This is a genomic window from Photorhabdus stackebrandtii (assembly GCF_011189495.1).
GTDB classification, from domain to species: Bacteria; Pseudomonadota; Gammaproteobacteria; order Enterobacterales; family Enterobacteriaceae; genus Photorhabdus; species Photorhabdus khanii.
On record NZ_PUJV01000027.1, the window covers coordinates 1 to 18,912 of the forward strand.

The window sequence follows — 18,912 nt, forward strand, 5'->3', positions numbered from 1 at the left end:
AATAATCCCACCACCATCTCCAGACTGCGCTCGGCGCAGATGGCGACCCGGTCATCCGGCTGCACGCCGAGGGTCAACAGATGATGGGCCAGCCGGTTGGCGCGGCGGTTCAGTTCGTCATAGCTGAGAGCGTGTTCTTCAAACACCACGGCGGTGACATCCGGGGTACGTGCCGCCTGTTGTTCGAACAATTCATGGATCAGGGCTTCCTGCGGGAAATCCGCCTGTGTGGCGTTGAAATCCCTCAGCAGTTGTTGCTGCTCTGTGACAGGTAGCATCGGCAGAGATGAAAGCGCTTGCGTCATATCCGCGACCATTGCTGTCAACACGTTCTCAAGGTAGCCCGCTATGCGAACCACGGTCTCCTGATCAAACAGATCGGTCGCATATTCCAGCCCCCCCACTAAACCGGCGTCGGTTTCAGTCAGTGACAGCGTCAGGTCAAATTGGCTGCTGCGCTGCGGTTGCTCAATAAGGGATAGAGCCAGTCCGGGCAACGTCAGCGCCTGAGCTGGGGTGTTGTTCAGCGCCAGCATGACCTGGAAGACAGGGCTGTAGCTCAAACTGCGGGCCGGCTGCAATGTATCTACCACCTGTTCGAAAGGCAGGTCCTGATGAGCATAGGCCGCCAGTGTGCGTTCGCGAACCTGAGCCAGCAGTTCCGCCACCGTGTGGCACTGACCGGGTTCGATACGCAAGGCCAGCATATTGACGAAGAAACCAATTAACGCTTCGGTTTCGCTGTACTGGCGGTTGGCCACGGGGGTGCCGATGACGATATCATCCTGGCCACTGAGGCGGGTAAGGACAACAGTCCAGGCCGTGAGCAGGGTCATAAACAGGGTTGTGCCCTGACGTTGCCCCAATGCCTTGAGGGAAGTGAGGACTTCAGCAGTCAGATGGAAAGGCACCCGGCTGCCGGCATAACGCTGTACTGACGGGCGTGGCCGGTCCGTGGGCAATTCCAGCAAGGCGGGCGCGCCCTGCAATTGGGCACCCCAGAAATCACGTTGTTCGGTAAGGCGCTCTCCCTGCAACTCATTGCGCTGCCAGACGGCATAGTCGGCATACTGGATGGGCAGGGGCGGTAAAACCGCCGCCTGACCAGCAAGAGCGGCCTGATAAAGCGCTGCCAGCTCGCAGACCATGATGCCGGTGGACCAGCCGTCGGAGATGATATGATGCTGGGTAAACAGCAGCACATGCTCCTCATCGGCCAGTTGCAGTAATTGACCTCGGATCAGCGGGCCCTGAGTGAGATCGAAGGGCGCACAGGCCTCATATTCGGTGAGTTCGGCAACGCGCTTAGCACGGGCCGTCGCGCTCAGGGAACGTAAGTCCAAACAGGAGAGTGAAAAGCCGATGTCTGTAGGCGCTATCTGCTGACAGGGCCGACCGTCAACCAGCGTAAAGTGGGTCCGCAGGCTCGCTTGGCGGGCGACAAGGCTATCGAGTGCCGCGGTGAGGGCCTGCGGGTCAAGCTGACCGGAAAGCTGCAATACCGCGGGAATATGGTAAGCCTGGCTGGCAGCGGAATCGAGTTGGCCGAGGAACCACAATCGCTGCTGGGCAAAGGAGAGTGGCAGAGGCAAACTATGATCGGCCGCAGGGATAACCGCCCGGGCGGTGACGGAGGCAGCAGTGAGTGCCCGGGCGAGGTCAATCAGGACAGGCTGGGCAAAGAGCTGAGCCAGCGGCAAATCCAGAGCTAATTCCTGACGTACACGTGTCGTGCATTGAACTGCGAGTAATGAATGCCCGCCGAGTTTGAAGAAATGATCATAACGCCCGACACACGCCAGCCCCAGCAGGTCTTGCCAAATTTGTGCCAGTGTCGTTTCCAGTTCGCCAACGGGTGCCTCATAAGCATGCATTGCCACGGCAGACTGGTCGGGTGCTGGCAGTGATTTGCGATCGAGTTTGCCATTGAGCGTGAGCGGGAAGCTCGCCAGCATCACAAAGGCACTGGGCAGCATATAGTCGGCCAGATGCTGTGCCAGTCGCAGCCGTAAATCCGCCGGCACCAGTTCAACGCCGGACTGAGGCCGGAGATAGGCCACCAGACGGGTGTCGCCCGGAATGTCTTCGCGGGCGACGACGACAGCTTCGTCCACCCCCGGACACTGAACAAGTTGAGCCTCAATTTCACCCGGTTCAATGCGGAAACCGCGCAGCTTGACCTGAAAATCGTTACGGCCGAGGTATTCGATATTGCCATCTGGCAGCCAGCGGCCAAGGTCGCCGGTTTTATACAGCCGGGCACCAGATACGGTTGAGAACGGGTCCGGAATAAAGCGTTCCGCGGTCAACTCTGGTCGGTTAAGGTAGCCGCGGGCCACACCGGTGCCGCCAATATAGATCTCACCGATAACGCCGAGAGGTACGGGTTCACCCTGTACATCCAGAATATAGATTTGGGTGTTGGCGATTGGGCGGCCAATAGGGACATTGCGAGTGAAACCATTCAGCTCATAGGTATCAAACGCGATGCAACCCACTACGGTTTCGGTTGGGCCGTACTCATTAATAATGCGTGATTCAGGAGAAAGTTCACGCCAAAGTGCTACGGTTGAACTAGAGAGAGGCTCTCCCCCCACAATAAAATAGTGTGCAGGACAAGTTTGTTTTGCCGTCAGCAATTCCTGACCAACCGCAGCAAAATGGGTTGGGGTGATCTTGACCAGAGTAGTGGCATCCATAGATAACAGGGTGGGTATCAACTCGATCAATTCTTGTCCATCACGGAGCAGTTGTATTCTACCGCCACAAAGCAGGGGCAGGTAAATACTGGTGACAGTCGCATCAAAGGCCACCGGTGATGACACAATACTGTTTAGTCGATTTGCATTAGCATAGTGTCCAAGAGCCCACTGTAGGTAATTTCTGAATCCGCCATGCTCAACCATAACTCCTTTGGGTTGCCCGGTGGAACCTGAGGTATAAATCACATACGCCAGACTGTGTGAGGTCAATCCCAATGCTCGAGCATCGGGGTTTTCTGCTGACGCTTTATTAAAAATAGATAGTTGTTGGACATCAAGCACTACAGTAGGCAGGTTGCTGCCCAATGTTTCCCTCAGGGCTGCTTGAGTAAGTAGTGCGACTGGCGCCGCATCATCCAGCATATAGGCCAGTCGTTCGGCCGGATAGGCTGGATCCAGTGGTACATAGGCGCCACCAGCCTTGAGAATAGCCAATAACCCCACCACCATCTCTGGACTGCGTTCAGCACAGATGACCACCCGGTCATCGGGTTTTACCCCCAACGCAAGCAAGTCGTGGGCTAGACAATTAGCACAGCAGTTAAGTTCCTTGTAACTGAGAGCGCGTCCTTCGAACACCACAGCAATGGCGTCGGGAGTACGTTCAGCCTGTTGTTCAACCAATTGGTGTACTAGTTCATTTTGTGGAAAGTCAGCTTTGGTCGCATTGAAATCCATCAGCAATTGCTGACGCTCGTTGGCGGACAAGATTGGCAGGCGACAAATAGGCTGCTGAGGGTCGGTAGCCAAGGTTTCGATCAGATTACCCATGACTGTGGTCAAGTAACCCGCTATTCGAGCGGGATCGATCTCCACAACGCTTTGAACCAACAGACTAAAATCTTCACCTAGATCATCTACCGAGAGAGTGAGCGGATAGTTGTTACGTTCTATTGTGGTTAGCAATCGGGTACCGTCCGAGGCAATATTATCTATGTTTGATTGATTATGACGGTAGTTGAATAACGTGTTGAACAGCGGTAATGGCGGGGTAACACCACTACAGCGTTGGGCTAATGCCAGCGGAGCCTGCTCATGTTCCAACAGCATCGCTAGATCACGGTAGGTGGTCTGCACCATTTCCAATACACTGTGATTAGCAAGGGATACCCGCACCGGTAGGGTATTGATAAACATTCCCATGACTCGATCAGACCCAGCGTAACCTCGCAGGCGACCCAGCAGCACGGAACCGAAAACCACATCATCACGGCCGCTGGTCTGTGCTAATACTTGCGCCCAAGCAACATGGAATAGTACCCCTGCACTGACTCCTAAGTGGCGGGCCTGAATACGGATCGCTCGTGCCAGAGTGCTGTCCAGCAATAAATGGGCTTCGGTAATATCGTGAGCATCATTCTGTACATTAAACAGACCAAATGGTGTCGTTGGTGTATCAATATCGGCGAGTCGGGCACGAAAATAGTCTTCATGAACTGAAGACGGTACATTCAAGGTCTGGGCAATGAAGTTACGGTATGGTAGCGGATTAGGCAGTTCTTCAGTGAGTCCTTGCCGTAATAGATGGATTTCACTGGCGATAAGTTCCAGTGTCATATGGTCACAGACCAAATGATGGTAACTCAGCGCCAGCAGCCACTCGTGACTGACCGGATCATGAGCGATATCGGCGCTCAGTAACGGAGCCTGGCTTAGATCAAATCGGCGTTGATGTGGGTCTGTGTGGGTCTGTAACTGGGCTTGCACATTGTCTGCTGAAATAGGCACGAAAGTCATCACTGATAGCGAGGCTTGTCGCCAGACCACTTGTACGGGTTGGGTCAGCCCCTGCCAACAGATAGCGGTACGCAGGATATCGTGGCGATCAATGACTTTTTGCAAAGCTTCAAGGAAGGTATCAAGACGCTGACGGTTATCAAAAGCAATCAGACTATTTAACAGGTATGTATCGCCTTGCTCCTGTAGGCGGTGATGGAACAGTATGCCTTCCTGTAGCGGTGCGAGCGGATAGATATCCTGCACATTGGCCGCGCCGCCAACTACAGTTTTTGTAACCGTGTCGATTTCTGCTTGAGATAATGTTACCAAGGGCAACAAATCGGGAGTAATAGCGGTACAATTTTTAGGAATACGATTAGGTGGCACAATAAAAACAGAGTTATCTTGATTTATCTGGATAGCCTGAGCCATGTCAGCAAGCACGGGCGCAGAAAAAACGCCGCGAACATCAAGCAGCCATCCATCATTACGCAGTCGTTCAATCAGGCTAACCGCCATCAACGAATGACCACCGAGTTCAAAGAAATGATCTTGACGGCCAACACATTTCAATCCCAGCAAATCTTGCCAAAGCTTAGCCAGTTTTGTTTCCCGTTCCCCATTGGGGGCTTCATAGCTACGCGTTATTACTGCTGATTGATCAGGTGCCGGTAGTGCTTTACGATCGAGTTTGCCGTTGAGAGTCAGCGGGAAAGTTTCCAATATCACGAATGCACTGGGCAGCATATATTCAGCTAATTGCAAAATAAGTTGCTGACGTAGTTCAGCCAAGACAAGCTTAATACCGGGCTGAGGCTGAATATAGGCAACCAGCCGTGTGTTATTGGGGGTATCTTCACGAGCAATGACAATAGCCTCCCTCACTCCCGGACATTGAATGAGATGAGCTTCGATTTCACCCAGTTCAATGCGGAATCCACGTAATTTGATCTGAAAATCATTACGGCCGATGTACTCAATATTACCGTCAGGTAACCAACGTCCAAGGTCACCGGTTTTGTACATGCGGGCATCAGGATCTGAGGTAAACGGATCCGTCAGGAAACGCTCGATAGTCAATTCAGGGCGGTTCAGATAACCTCGGGCCACCCCGGCACCCGCAATATAAATTTCGCCGGTTACACCAAAAGGCACGGGTTGGCCTTGTATATCTAGAATATAGATTTGGGTATTGGCGATAGGACGACCAATAGAGGGTTGTGGTAACGTGATATCAATCGGGCAGACAGTGGCATCTACCGTACATTCTGTTGGCCCGTATAGGTTAAGAAATCGGGAAGTCGTGATTTGTTGCAATCTGGACCAAACTAAAGGTGAAATAGCATCACCACCAATCAACACGAGCTTAGGCTGATAACCAGAAGAAGAGCCTAAACCAGCATTCAGTAACCATTGCAATTGGACTGGCGTGCAGTCGAAGACATCCACTGCCTGACTGGCAAAATATTGCCATAGCATGTCCCCATCTGGACGCACGTTCTCAGGGACAATAACTAACGTGTGGCCTGACAATACTTGGATCCAATTTTGTACTGAAGCATCAAATACCAGACTGGCATTCACGGCTACACGATATGGCTGTTCTGTGTTATTCAACCCAGTATGAAGACCTAGTCCAGTATAAAGATTAATAACATTCCTGTGCGTTACCATGACTCCTTTAGGTTGCCCGGTAGAGCCGGAGGTATAAATCACATAAGCCAGATGGTTTGAGGTCAGTTTCTGGGCCTGAGTATTGGGATTTTCTGCCGATTTTTTATCAAAAGCGGACAAGACCGGGGCGTCAAATACTACGGTAGGCAGATGGCTATTCAGTTTTTCAATGAGTGAAGACTGAGTCAGCAGAGCCACTGGTTTCACATCATCCAGCATATAGGTCAGTCGCTCAGACGGATAGGTCGGATCGAGGGGCACATAGGCGCCGCCAGCCTTGAGAATAGCCAGCAGCCCCACTATCATATCCAGGCTACGTTCAACACAAATAGCGACCCGCTCATCGGGTTGTACGCCTAAAGAAATCAGATAATGCGCTAAACGGTTGGCCCGATGATTCAGTTCATTGTAGTTAATTGATTGTGTTTCAAATACCACGGCAATGGCATCAGGAGTGCGTTCAACCTGTTGCTCAAACAGCTGATGTATCAGTGCGTTTTGTGGAAAATCAACTTTGGTTGCGTTGAAATCCATCAATAATTGCTGACGCTCCCACGAAGGTAAGAGAGGGGCATTCCCGATCGGCCTATCTAAAGAAGTTATGGCGGCTTCTACTAATAGGGCTAAACGAGCCTGGAGGGCAACGACTTCTTCGTGATTCAGGTAATTAGTATTGTAATTGAATTCGATTGTGACAGGCTGGCTTACCTTTTCAAGGTGGGTAAATGTGTATTGGTAGATAGCTATTGCAAGGGGGAACATTGCACCACGATGTGACGCTTTAAGCGTTGTGACAGCTTGTTGCATATTAAAATTGGTGTTGAACAACTCAAGCGACAGTGTGATATCAAAAAGTTGGGCACGTCCTGTTTTCTGTTTTATCTGTGTATGCTGGTTAATTTCTGTAATGGGTAACCGCTGATACTTATAGCAACGACGTAACTCTGCTGCAACCTTGTGCATAACATCAAGGAAAGAGTCTTTAGAGTGAATAGTTACTCCAATGGGAATGACTGACGAAAATGTCCCTAGAGTACATTTCTGTTTCGCATTTTTGCGATTGTGCACTGGAATGCCAATAACAATCTCTTCTGTGTCTGTACTACGGGCGAAATAGCAAGCCAGAACGGCATACATAAAATGGAGGATAGAGAATCCATGAGCGGCCACTGTATCTTCAATCTGTTGAAAAAGTGTTGCGTTCAGCTGCCAAAGAACGGGTTTTGCCGGCGAGTGAGTGACAGATGTGCCTGGATTTGAGGGCGGAATTAGGGCTGGAGGCAGTTTTTCATAGCGTTCCAGCCAAAATTGCAGGTCACGTGTGTGTAATTTGGAGTCAAGATAGGTACGATCTTCAACAATAAAGTCAAGGTAGGAAGGAGCAACGTCTGCTAATGTATCCCCCTTGACCAAACGATTGTAATTATCTGCAAGATCTTTGATAACCAGCCTCAAACCCAGACCATCTGAGATCAAATGATGACAGCAAAATTGCCAGTACCAGCGTGTATCACTGACTCGCAGCAACTCAGAACGCCACAGCTCCCCATACAAATGGAACGGGCGTATAAAAGTAGCGTGCACTTGCTGTGTGGCTTGGGCTTCTGCATCAGCATAGTGTGAAAAATCGTGCACAGCTAAAGAGACTGAGGAAGTATCGACGAGTTTTTGGCGAGGTAATCCGTGGGTATCCACAAGCCGTAAGCGTAATGTGTCATGGCGAGAAACAACGGCTTCAAGAGCCTGAGTGAACAATACTTCATCCAGAGCTCCATCAATACAGACCAATGTACTGATGTTGTAATTGGGGGAGTCAGGATGAAGAATTTGGTCAAGCCAAATGACTTGTTGAGTAGAACTAAGTGATAGTTCATGAGAAGAAGTAAAAGGATTTTCTGATGATAGGTTGTGGCTATGTGGCATATTCATTTTATCATTCCAAAGTGTCAAGTCTTGAATCTCTATCAACCAAACATCGTTCTAATTTCTAATAGGGCAAACATTTGATAACAGACACTAATATAGTGATACGTTTATATGCTTAATTAAGATAAAAGAATGATATAGAAATAATTCGATTGATATTCGTCACGGAGATGGATAATTAAGTTTATTATTAAAACGTGATGAGACGGAATATCACTTGATATGAATCGCCCTGATTTTCCAACAAGTGATGAAACATAATTCCATCCTGCAACGGCGAAAGTCCATAAATATCCTGAACGTTCTGGAGCCCTCCCGTTATCTGGTTGATACTTCGATCAATGTCAGACTGATTTATTTCAGTCAGTGGCAACATTTCTGGTGTAATGCGTTCGATATCCTCGGTAATTTGTTGCCAAAGTTTTTGCAGGAGAGTAGAAAACAGCGGGAAAACATCCAAACATTTAATTTCATCCATAATATATCCCATTGAAGATTAGCTATTAATGATTTCGTCTCATTATAGAACTTGAAGGAATTCGTTATTATTGCAGGCGGTAAACTAACTTAAAATTTCTTTCACTATTTTAAATATGTTCAAAATTGAATTTTTCAGCTTTAACAAGCACAACATCGATATGTAAACTAATTGTATAGTTTTATTATTTTCTGGATAAATTTTCTCTGCCTTTATAATTTCCTTACTCTGTAAAAAAAGCCTATTTACGTTATCATTAAAACTATTTCTTCTGTTTACTACCTTTCGTATTTTTAATTTTCTTTTCTAAGTTACTTCCCACGCTACCGCCCTCCTGGTTCTTTAGGATAAATCTTATCAATATTAAAATCGAAAAAAATCAACACTATAATAAATTAAAAAATTATAGTAATTTATTAATATTAAACATATGGCATGTCAATTGAAATTATAATATTCTTTGATTTTTATATTGTTTTTCTCATTAAAATATTTCAAAACAAATAAATAGACTCAGTTTATTAAATTGTTATTTAAGTTTAATTATCACATATATTTATTTTTTAACTTTAACAGAATATTAATATTTATTTTATTATGGTTAATATTGTAGGCCACCAGTAAACCGGAGGTCATGTCGACCAGAAACTGGTCGAGTTGGCTTTTGATCCGCGCTGCCCAGGCAGCGCACTTTCAACTTGAAATTCCAATGAAGGTGCCAGACCTTCCATTACCGCATTAAAATTATCTTTATCAAGTTTACGTTGAGTATTCATGGCATCTTTATATATGACAGGAAGTGCAAACTTACGTTAAACCACACCAAACCTGATTAAATAATCGAATAAAATGAAATAAACGAAGAGAAAAATTAACGTCTATTTATAGCAATCTAATATGTTGTGACACATTTAATGATATTTAAAAACCACCGCAGGCCAGCTGGTAAATAAGTTCTCACACATATTAATTTAATGCAACACCTTACTGGATTAAATATAATATCAAAAACCTCTCAAATTAATTTAACCTATTGTATTTAAAGGTTAAATTAAAAATTACGAATTGTAATTAAAGTGTATTTTCATACTTGTCCTATTTTTCAAACTACTATTTTTAGCAGTAATACTCTGATTAGTCAGAAAAAATAAAATATAGGTGTAATTAAAGGATGAATTATGATTTTCGTCATGATCAACCAGAAATAGTTATATTGATAATCGATTTGTTAGATTTTAAAGTATTTATTGCAATCACAAACCAATATATTTTTAACATTTTGCTTTATATAGGCGGGAATTTTAACCATGAAAGACAGGTACAATGATGTCATTTCATCAAATTAATTTTAATGGAAATACAGAATGGTTATGAACAAACCTTAGTCATAAAGGAGATAAATTCAATAAGTAACAAATGCTCATTTGGCGTGTAGCGGCAAAACTCAATCACCTGGTTCAACAACCATTTTTATTCTTTCTGCATAAACAGGGATATCTTGCATAAGAATAATCATAAGTTATATGAAATCTATGCAAAATATCCACCCCGTGAAGTTCGCCAATTAACACTAAGTTATTAAATGGCTTATCAAAAACAACTAGAGCTTAGAATCTCTATGAGCCTGATTAATAATGGCTTTTGCCATCCATTTAGTGATTTCAATAACCTTCTCATTATCCATATTCCAAATATCTTTCATTACCAGAAAGACTTCAGAGCCATAAATCAGAGAAAAAGAACGAATAACATTTTCCAAAGTCTCCGGTGGAAAATGCCCTTTTAGTGGTTCAACAACCGTTGCAAGGATCTCCTTACGATGCCCACGTACCAATTTCTTTTCCTGCTTATCCGCAGATAAATCTCGCCCATGGGCCCATTGCTGTAAAGAAACCAACAGAGCCGCCCGCAATGCACCTTCATGTTGAAACATACGGGGATAGGCAAAATCCAACAGCTCAATAATCCGATCTTCGGTTTTCTCACTGGAAGGCTTCCAAGTGAGAATCGGCCCGAGGCTGGCACTAACAATTGCGTCAATTAAATCGCTCTGGGTCGGAAAATAGCGGTATGCCGTTGCTCTGGAAACACCAGCATACTGTGCCAATTCGGAAACCGAAGGTATCGCTCTCTGCTCAAAAAGTTCCAGTGCAGCATTTATCAGCAATGCATACGTTTTTTTCCGGGTCCCGGTAAAGTGAGGTTTAGTATTCGAATCCATCATTGCCACAACTCTTTCACAATAAAAATCTCTAGATAAAGCTTATGGTTAAAATTCTTCTTCGCTATCATCACTCTACTTAACTATCTACAAAACACCCAAATTGATTCAGTTTATTTATGGGTAAAATGAGATGACAGTCTCAATTTGGTAATATAATAGTGATACTAGAGTCTCATCTTGTCTATAATCTGTCCATGAATTAGTAGTCAGCACCAGGGAAGTATTCATAATTATAATGAAAAAAAGCCAAGGCTGTGTTTATATCGCCACTATTTTTGATACCAAGAGCGCAGAAATCTTCTACGTCAGGGATCTGATAGAAAAAGCTGGCCTTGCCGTTCGTACTGTGGATTTAACTACTAAATCTGGCCCGCTCGAAAGAGGTGCGGACATCACTGCATTAACAGTAGCAGAGCATCATCCACAAGGCAAAGATGCCGTTTTCTGTGGTGATAGGGGGAAAGCGATATCCGCAATGTCAGTCGCTTTTAATATTTTTTTATCAAGACAAACTGATGTTTTAGCGATTCTAGGTCTGGGGGGTTCCTGCGGGACAGCACTGATTACACCCGCGATGCAATCTTTGCCTGTCGGTATACCAAAACTGATGGTTTCTACTATGGCTTCCGGTGATGTTTCAGGTTATGTCGGTGTCAGTGATATCGCCATGCTCTATTCAGTCACTGATGTGTCCGGCCTTAACCGTATCTCCCGTCAGGTATTGAAAAACGCGGCCAATCAAATTGCAGGCGCAGTTTATTTCTACCAGGAGAACAATGTTGAAGATAAGCCGGCTATCGGTCTGACAATGTTTGGCGTCACAACACCTTGCATACAATTACTGACCAAAGAGTTAGAGCAACAGTATGACTGTCTGGTTTTCCATGCAACCGGCAGCGGCGGCAAAACAATGGAAAAACTGGCCGAAAGCCGTCTGCTAAATAGCCTGCTGGATATCACCACAACTGAAGTCTGTGACTATCTGTTTGGTGGTGCTCTACCCTGTGATGCAGACCGTTTGGGGGCGATAGCACGCACACAAATACCTTATATTGGCTCTTGCGGCGCATTGGATATGGTAAATTTCGGGCATCTGAATACTATCCCGGAACGCTACAAATACCGGCAATTTTACCGCCACAACTCTCAGGTAACATTAATGCGCACCGTACCAGAAGAGAACCGCCAAATGGGAATTTGGATTGCGGAAAAACTTAATCGGTGCGAAGGAAAATTAAAATTTATTATTCCTGAAGGCGGTTTTTCCGCTCTGGACATTGAAGGTGGCCCCTTCTGGAATCCTGATGCGACTCAAGCCTTTATCAACGCTTTTGAGTCTACATTTATAGAAACGGAAAACAGACAACTAATTAAAAACTCTCATCATGTGAATTCACCTGAATTCTGCCAACAGGTGATTAGCGAATACCAACAGATGATGATGACTTAAGTTGTGACTCAACACGAACAACCACTGAAACAGGAGTAAACATTAATGGGCCTGACCAGCAACGATAATACCGGTTCAGAAGCAGTACTTACACTGAAAGATTGTATACAACTAATTAATGACTAAGCAAAAAGTTGTCAAAATAGTGCATTCTGATGCTATTGTTCTATTAGTCACAGCTTCTTACGATATGTCTGTCAGGAGTTGTACTAAATAAAGCAGTCAGGTGCTCATGTTCTAAAGGGAAGCCATAAGAACTTCCTGTTAATAACCTTGCTGTAAGATGTTGGGAGTTAACAAACTAAATTAAAACATAAATACACCTGCTTTGTTTTCTTCCTTTTCGGAGCTTATCTCCGTCAACACCAGGCTCCTGCGGCACCCACCGCAGGAGTTTTTTTATGAATAAACGGGCAGTAGATTAAAACTTGATAAGATATGAGCAGTGACATTCAATACGCCAAACAGCAAAATCAAGCCGATCATCGCATTGCCGCCCCAAACCCGATAGGCTGGGCTACCAAACCGTTTACGGGATGCTCTGGCGAGTAAAGCGGGAACGATAGCAGCCCAAACTGTCGCAGCAAGGCCGGCGAAGCCAATCGCATAAATAAAACCATTCGGGTAAATCATCCCTCCAACCATTGGCGGAAGAAACGTTACCAATGCGGTTTTAAAACGCCCCAGTTTGGTATCATCAAATTTAAACAAGTCGGCCAAATAATCGAACAGTCCCAGCGTGACACCAAGAAATGAGCTGGCAACAGCAAAGTTAGAAAAAAGGGTCAACAATAAGTTCAATGTTGAACTGTTTAAGCCTCCACTTAATGACTGGACCAGAACATCAATATTTCCCCCTTGTTCCGCAACTTTAATAAAATCTGACCGGGGAATATTTCCCATTGTTCCAATCAACCAGACTAGATAAAGAACTAATGCCATTAACGTCCCAATAAACAGACATTTCTTTATTTTCTGAGGTTCTTTTCCATAATATTTCATCAGACTAGGAACATTGCCATGATATCCAAAAGAAGCCAGACAGAAAGGCAAAGTTGCTAATACATAAGGCCAATAAGTCGGATTAATCTCAACAGTATTAAATAAAACCGCAGGTTCAACGTTATAAATCAAGCCACCAAAAGTCATAAAGAAAGTTAATACTTTGGCACCAAGAATAATAGAGGTTATCCGGCTAACCGCTTTTGTACTTAGCCAGACAACAAACGCAACAGCAAAAGCAAACAAAAAACCAGCCAGTCGCGGCGAAAAATCTATCTCCATATCCCCTATGACATGCTGAATAATCGATCCACTGGCAGAAATATAAGCATAAGTTAGAATATATAAGACAAACGCAATCGTAATACCATTAATGATATTCCATCCGTTGCCTAAAAGATCTTTTGTTATCGTTCCGAAACTTGAGCCAATCCGATAATTAAGATTGGCCTCCAATATCATTAACCCTGAGTGCAACATACAAAACCAGGTAAAAAGCAAAGCAGCGATTGACCAGTAAAACCATGCTCCTGACATGACAACCGGTAAGGAAAACATGCCTGCGCCAATAATCGTTCCGCCAATGATCATTGCGCCGCCAAGTAAAGAGGGAGACGATTTTTTTATTAGTAAAGTAGCCATGTGCGTAATCCTAGCGTGGCTTTATGATATACGAAATAAAATTTGGGATGCTTGCAGATAGAAGCACCCCGTTTTTTATTATTTAATTGGCTTTAATCTTGCAACAAAATGCCGTAATACTGAAGGCTCATAAGTAAATGTTAATCCTCTAATTTGAGTCGCTCTCTCTTTCAGGGAAATAAAAGCCTCTGCAATATAATCCATATGATCATTGGTATACACCCGGCGAGGAATAGTTAAACGCAAAAGTTCCATTGGTGATTCTTTTTGCTTTCCTGTTTTCGGATCACGACCTAACAATAAAGAGCCAATTTCGACACTCCTTATTCCTGCATCCAGATACAGTTCATTATTCAATGCATGAGCAGGAAATTGCTCTCCTGGAATATGTGGCAATAATAATTTAGCATCAACGAATACAGCATGACCACCGGTAGGATACTGAATAGGAATACCCGCATCTCTTAATCTGTTGCCTAAATAAGCCACCTGATTAATACGATATGCCAGATAATCTTCATTCATACCCTCTTCAAGGCCAATTGCCAGAGCTTCCATATCACGCCCGGCAAGGCCGCCGTAAGTAACAAACCCTTCCATTGGCACACAGCGGGTACGCACTTCGTTAAATAGATCTTCATCGTCACGGAAACAGCAAAGACCACCAATATTGACCATCGGGTCTTTTTTAGCTGACATTGTCAGCATATCACCATATTGATACATCTCTCTGACAATTTCTTTGACTGATTTATTCTCGTAACCTTTTTCTCTTTGCTTAATAAACCAGGCATTCTCACAGAAACGAGCGGAATCAATCACTACAGGAATATCGTATTGCTTCGCAATCTCATACACAGACTTCATATTAGCGATAGAGACAGGTTGACCACCAGAACTATTACAAGTCACGGTTGTGATAATTGCCACAATATTATCAGCCCCCTGTTCCGCAATCGTTTTTTTCAATTCATCAATATCAAAATCGCCTTTCCAATCGTAATACGTCGTTGTATCAAAGGCTTTTGGCGTAACAACATTAATCGCTTTCGCACCATTTAATTCAACATGGGCAGCCGTGGTATCAAAATGGAAATTAGAAATAAAGACCGGATGTGTTGCGCCCCCTTGCGCTTTTTTGCGGGCAATCAATGATGGGAATAAAATTTGCTCTGCGCCACGGCCTTGGTGAGTTGGAATAGTATATTGATAGCCAATCAGCTCGTTAACTTTATTACATAAATGATAATAGTTGCGGGAACCCGCATAAGCCTCATCACCCATCATCATTCCCGCCCACTGGCGATCACTCATTGCACCGGTACCGGAATCTGTCAGCAAATCAATATAAACAGCATCACTTGGCAACAGGAATGGATTATATCCAGCCTCTTCTAATGCTTTTTCACGTTCCGCACGCGTAGTCATGCGGATATTTTCTACCATTTTAATACGGAAAGGCTCTGGAATACGTTTCATAAATATTTTATCCAATAATTGTCTATACTGCATAATTCAGGAAAGCCCCTGAAAAACACACAGAAATACGCCACAATAAATGCAGTGATTAAAAATAAAGATTTAATTAAAGATACAATTAGAGGAATTAATTAGGGAAATAGTTAGAAATACGGTGATCGACATTAAACCATGCCTGTATATTACAAGAATAAATAAAATGATAATGTAAAAATATAGAAATCATAAAATGAACTTATCCCCCAGTTAAAACTGTTCAATAAGATATAGATAATATTTAAATTATCCGTGACCAATCACGCAAAAAACAAAAATTATAAAAAATAGAAATTTATATACACCTCAGTAAATCGATTATATACTCAAGAAAAAACAGTTAATAAACATCGTATAAAAACCAATGAAAAAAATATAACAACACAATTAAACTAAATCAATAAAACTAAAAGTTAACACAATAAGAATATTTTTAATTTCTGCATTTTCCTATATAGTATAGCAATTACTACGAAAAACAGAGCTGTTCATAGAGTGAAAAATACTTATATAATGGAAAAAATATCACAGAGCTAAAGAATAACGTATGAACCAACATAAACCCTATTGGAATCGTATGGTGCCGGAGCTCACCGTCACTGATTTTTCTCGATCTTTGGATTTTTACCAAAGAATTCTTGGCTTCCAGTTACTTATTCGCCGCGATGCCCCAGATTTCGCGTATCTAGAATTGGGCGAAGCACAACTAATGCTTGAAGCACTACATGATGATGGCTGGAATACTGCCTCACTAAATTATCCTCTGGGAAGAGGTGTGAATTTTCAAATTGAAGTTGATGATTTAACTCCTCTACTTAACAACTTAAAAGCTAATGGCATAAAACTATATCGAGAAGTTAAAGACAATCATTACCGTGTTGATGAAATACTGGCCTGCCAAAGAGAATTCCTGGTGCAAGATCCCGATGGCTATCTGCTACGTTTCAGCCAATTCATAGAAAACATAAACAATATACCAATAAACACATTACTTGTTATTGATTAATTATATTTCAGTTTAATAAATTGTTCTAATTACTTAAATCTAAAACAAACTCATTTAGATTATTTTCATTAGCTTAAATAGAACACCTTAGAGTCTGATTTATTTATAAAAACCCGCCCTTATTAAAGGGCGGAATAGAAATAACAGAAATAGAATTCTGTATAGCACAATAACTGTGCTATCTGAAAATTAATTAATTCCAGTCTCGATTAATTATTTATTCTTAAATACAACAGGGGTTGATTGTTCAGGAGTTGAATTATTAGGACTATCAGAACCGATAATACATGTCGCCGTATGGGATGAAAAAATAACACATTTTATTGCGCATATAGGGAAATGTGGCTTTAATACACAAGCATAGGTAGATGCAGAAAAAGTAGAAAAAAAAGTCAACATCAAAATAGTCATTATTAATCGACGCTGTAGTCTATTTATCATCATATCACCTCGTTAAATGGTATATTTTTATTTCCATATATTTTACTCCTGCAACTGATTATAGAACAAAATTTAACCAGGTAAATTTTTTTATCTTTTCGTTGATGAAGCGTTTAAGTTTTAATGAAGAAATAAAATTATTTAGATAAGTTAAACTTTAAATATTACCCAAACACAAAAATACAGATATTATTTGGGAAATTTATCAAACATAAAAATAACAATCTCTAATTGTACCAACTTCTATATCAGTGTTAATCATATGAAAACGTTACCAAAACAATCAAATAAAACATATAAATTTTTTTACTTTCTACTGTTATCAGACAACAATCTACTTGATATAGATCTGAAATTATTCACAAATCTACCTGGTATCTCAACAGTCAGATACAGACAAATTGAAAAATAGCATTCACCTTTTTATTCTTATCCTCTCGCTGTTAACAGATGAATAAACCATGTACAATGTATGAATATTTTCTGAGTACGCTGCATCTCAAGAAATTACTTATTTTACCTTTTTCAATAAGCAGGTTTTTCAAATGCATCAAACTGATGTTACTGAGCGTTCGCTCTTTTCATTAAGCTGGCCGATTTTTATTGATATTCTCCTCCATCTGGCCACTTTATTAATTAACACCTATATGGTGAGCCATGTTTCTACTTCTTATCTGGCTGCCATGGCAGTAGGTAATCAGGTCTTTGACCTGTTTATCACTATTTTCAGCTTTATCAGTGTCGGTTGCAGTGTTGTTATTGCGCAATACATTGGTGCTGGCAAACAGAATAAGGCCAGTCAGGCAATCCATATTTCTATCGCATTCAACTTCTTACTTGGGCTTAGCTGTGCACTGATTACCCTCTTCTTCGGCTATAAGATATTACATATCATGAACATGCCAGAACACCTGATGGAAGACGGTTTCAGCTATCTGCACATTCTGGGGATCTGTCTGATCCCGGAAGCCATGTCGCTTATCCTGGCGACTTGTTTACGGGTTTACGGAAAATCCAAGCCGGCAATGTATGTCACGCTGATTGCTAACTTGCTGACGATATTAGGTAATATGATTGTCCTGTATGGTTTCTTCGGATTACCTCAATATGGTCTGGAAGGTGTTGCCTGGTCTACCGTCTTTGGCCGGATTGTTGCCGTTATCCTGTTATTCTGTCTGCTCAGTTATGGCCTGCGGATTAAATTTAAGTTGTCAGGTTTCCTGCGCTGGTCGAAGAATATGTTGGGCAAAATCTTACATATTGGATTACCCGCCGCGGGTGAAAACGTGGTGTGGGTCCTGCAATATATGACTGCCATAGCATTTATTGGACTGATGGGTGAAACCTCACTGGCAGCACAAACCCTCTATTTCCAGTTGTCACTGTTTGTGATGTTGTTTGGAATTTCTATCAGTATTGGTAACGAAATTATGGTTGGCCATCTGGTCGGGGCCAAACGATTTGAAGATGCCTATATTCGCGGCTTTAACAGCTTGAAAATTGGTTGTGTCGTAACCATTGGTGTTGTCGCCATCTTCTGGCTGTTCAGAATACCGATTCTGCATTTCCTGACGCAAGATGAAGCCATTATTAAACTCCTATTGCCATTATTCTTGCTGTCCGTTTTTATGGAGCCAATTCGTACCGCTAATATCGTTATGGTGAACGCATTACGTGCATCCGGTGATGCCCGTTTCCCGTTATATACCGCTATGTTCTTTATGTGGTGTGTTGCTATTCCTGTGGGATACTTTCTAGGCATCAAGATGGAAATGGGGATCTTAGGTATTTGGATCGGTTTCTTCTGTGATGAATGGCTGCGTGGATTCGTTAATACCTGGCGTTGGAAATCTAAAAGATGGCAAACCAAGCGATTAGATATTTAATACAGATTATTGGTGATTGAAGTCACCATATAACCCCCACTCCTGGGGTCCCCTTCATCGGGAGCCCCAATGTTGTATCCTTCCCAATTGATGATTTTATAATTCCACTACCCTCTACAATGGAAGACACCTTTGTTTTTAATATCAACGAGGCAAGCAGAAAGTCGAGGATTAGATGGTCTAGGAG

At 43.1% G+C, this 18,912-nt stretch carries 10 protein-coding genes; 3 read left to right on the forward strand and 7 right to left on the reverse strand.

The genetic code is table 11. The features are described 5' to 3' along the window. The 4 genes from C5470_RS17630 to C5470_RS17645 all read right to left on the reverse strand — a co-directional run. Positions 1–8,084 (reverse strand): amino acid adenylation domain-containing protein (locus C5470_RS17630; protein WP_166290985.1); only part of this gene is annotated, 8,084 nt, incomplete at its 3' end. 187 nt (positions 8,085–8,271) lie between these two features. Next, positions 8,272–8,559: a hypothetical protein gene (locus C5470_RS17635; RefSeq protein ID WP_166290987.1), complete on the reverse strand. Its 288-nt coding sequence runs from the start codon at positions 8,557–8,559 to the stop codon at positions 8,272–8,274. Between the two features lie 632 nt (positions 8,560–9,191). Further along, positions 9,192–9,335 (reverse strand): type VI secretion system contractile sheath small subunit, encoded by a 144-nt coding sequence (locus tag C5470_RS17640; protein WP_242688080.1) that lies wholly within the window; start codon positions 9,333–9,335, stop codon positions 9,192–9,194. Positions 9,336–10,159: 824 nt separating this feature from the next. Further along, complete coding sequence (locus C5470_RS17645) at positions 10,160–10,783, reverse strand: TetR/AcrR family transcriptional regulator (RefSeq protein WP_166290989.1); 624 nt, start codon at positions 10,781–10,783, stop codon at positions 10,160–10,162. Between the two features lie 235 nt (positions 10,784–11,018). Between C5470_RS17645 and C5470_RS17650 the strand changes: the two genes are divergently transcribed. Beyond that, on the forward strand, positions 11,019–12,233 hold the full coding sequence (locus tag C5470_RS17650; RefSeq protein WP_036849696.1) for a Tm-1-like ATP-binding domain-containing protein: 1,215 nt from the start codon (positions 11,019–11,021) through the stop codon (positions 12,231–12,233). A gap of 399 nt (positions 12,234–12,632) precedes the next feature. Here the strand turns inward: C5470_RS17650 and mtr are convergent, their stop codons facing one another. From mtr to tnaC, 3 genes are all read right to left on the reverse strand, one after another. Next, positions 12,633–13,877, reverse strand: coding sequence for a tryptophan permease (gene mtr / locus C5470_RS17655; RefSeq protein ID WP_166290991.1), 1,245 nt, complete (start codon positions 13,875–13,877; stop codon positions 12,633–12,635). A gap of 78 nt (positions 13,878–13,955) precedes the next feature. Continuing rightward, positions 13,956–15,356, reverse strand: coding sequence for a tryptophanase (gene tnaA / locus C5470_RS17660; protein WP_152963132.1), 1,401 nt, complete (start codon positions 15,354–15,356; stop codon positions 13,956–13,958). Positions 15,357–15,483: 127 nt separating this feature from the next. Further along, a complete protein-coding gene (gene tnaC, locus C5470_RS23780) occupies positions 15,484–15,582 on the reverse strand; it encodes a tryptophanase leader peptide (protein WP_071993008.1) in 99 nt (32 codons plus the stop codon). Between the two features lie 357 nt (positions 15,583–15,939). Between tnaC and C5470_RS17670 the strand changes: the two genes are divergently transcribed. Then, positions 15,940–16,398, forward strand: coding sequence for a bleomycin resistance protein (locus tag C5470_RS17670; RefSeq protein ID WP_166290993.1), 459 nt, complete (start codon positions 15,940–15,942; stop codon positions 16,396–16,398). 986 nt (positions 16,399–17,384) lie between these two features. Continuing rightward, positions 17,385–18,725: an MATE family efflux transporter gene (locus tag C5470_RS17675; RefSeq protein WP_036849694.1), complete on the forward strand. Its 1,341-nt coding sequence runs from the start codon at positions 17,385–17,387 to the stop codon at positions 18,723–18,725. The last annotated feature ends 187 nt before the right edge of the window (positions 18,726–18,912 follow it).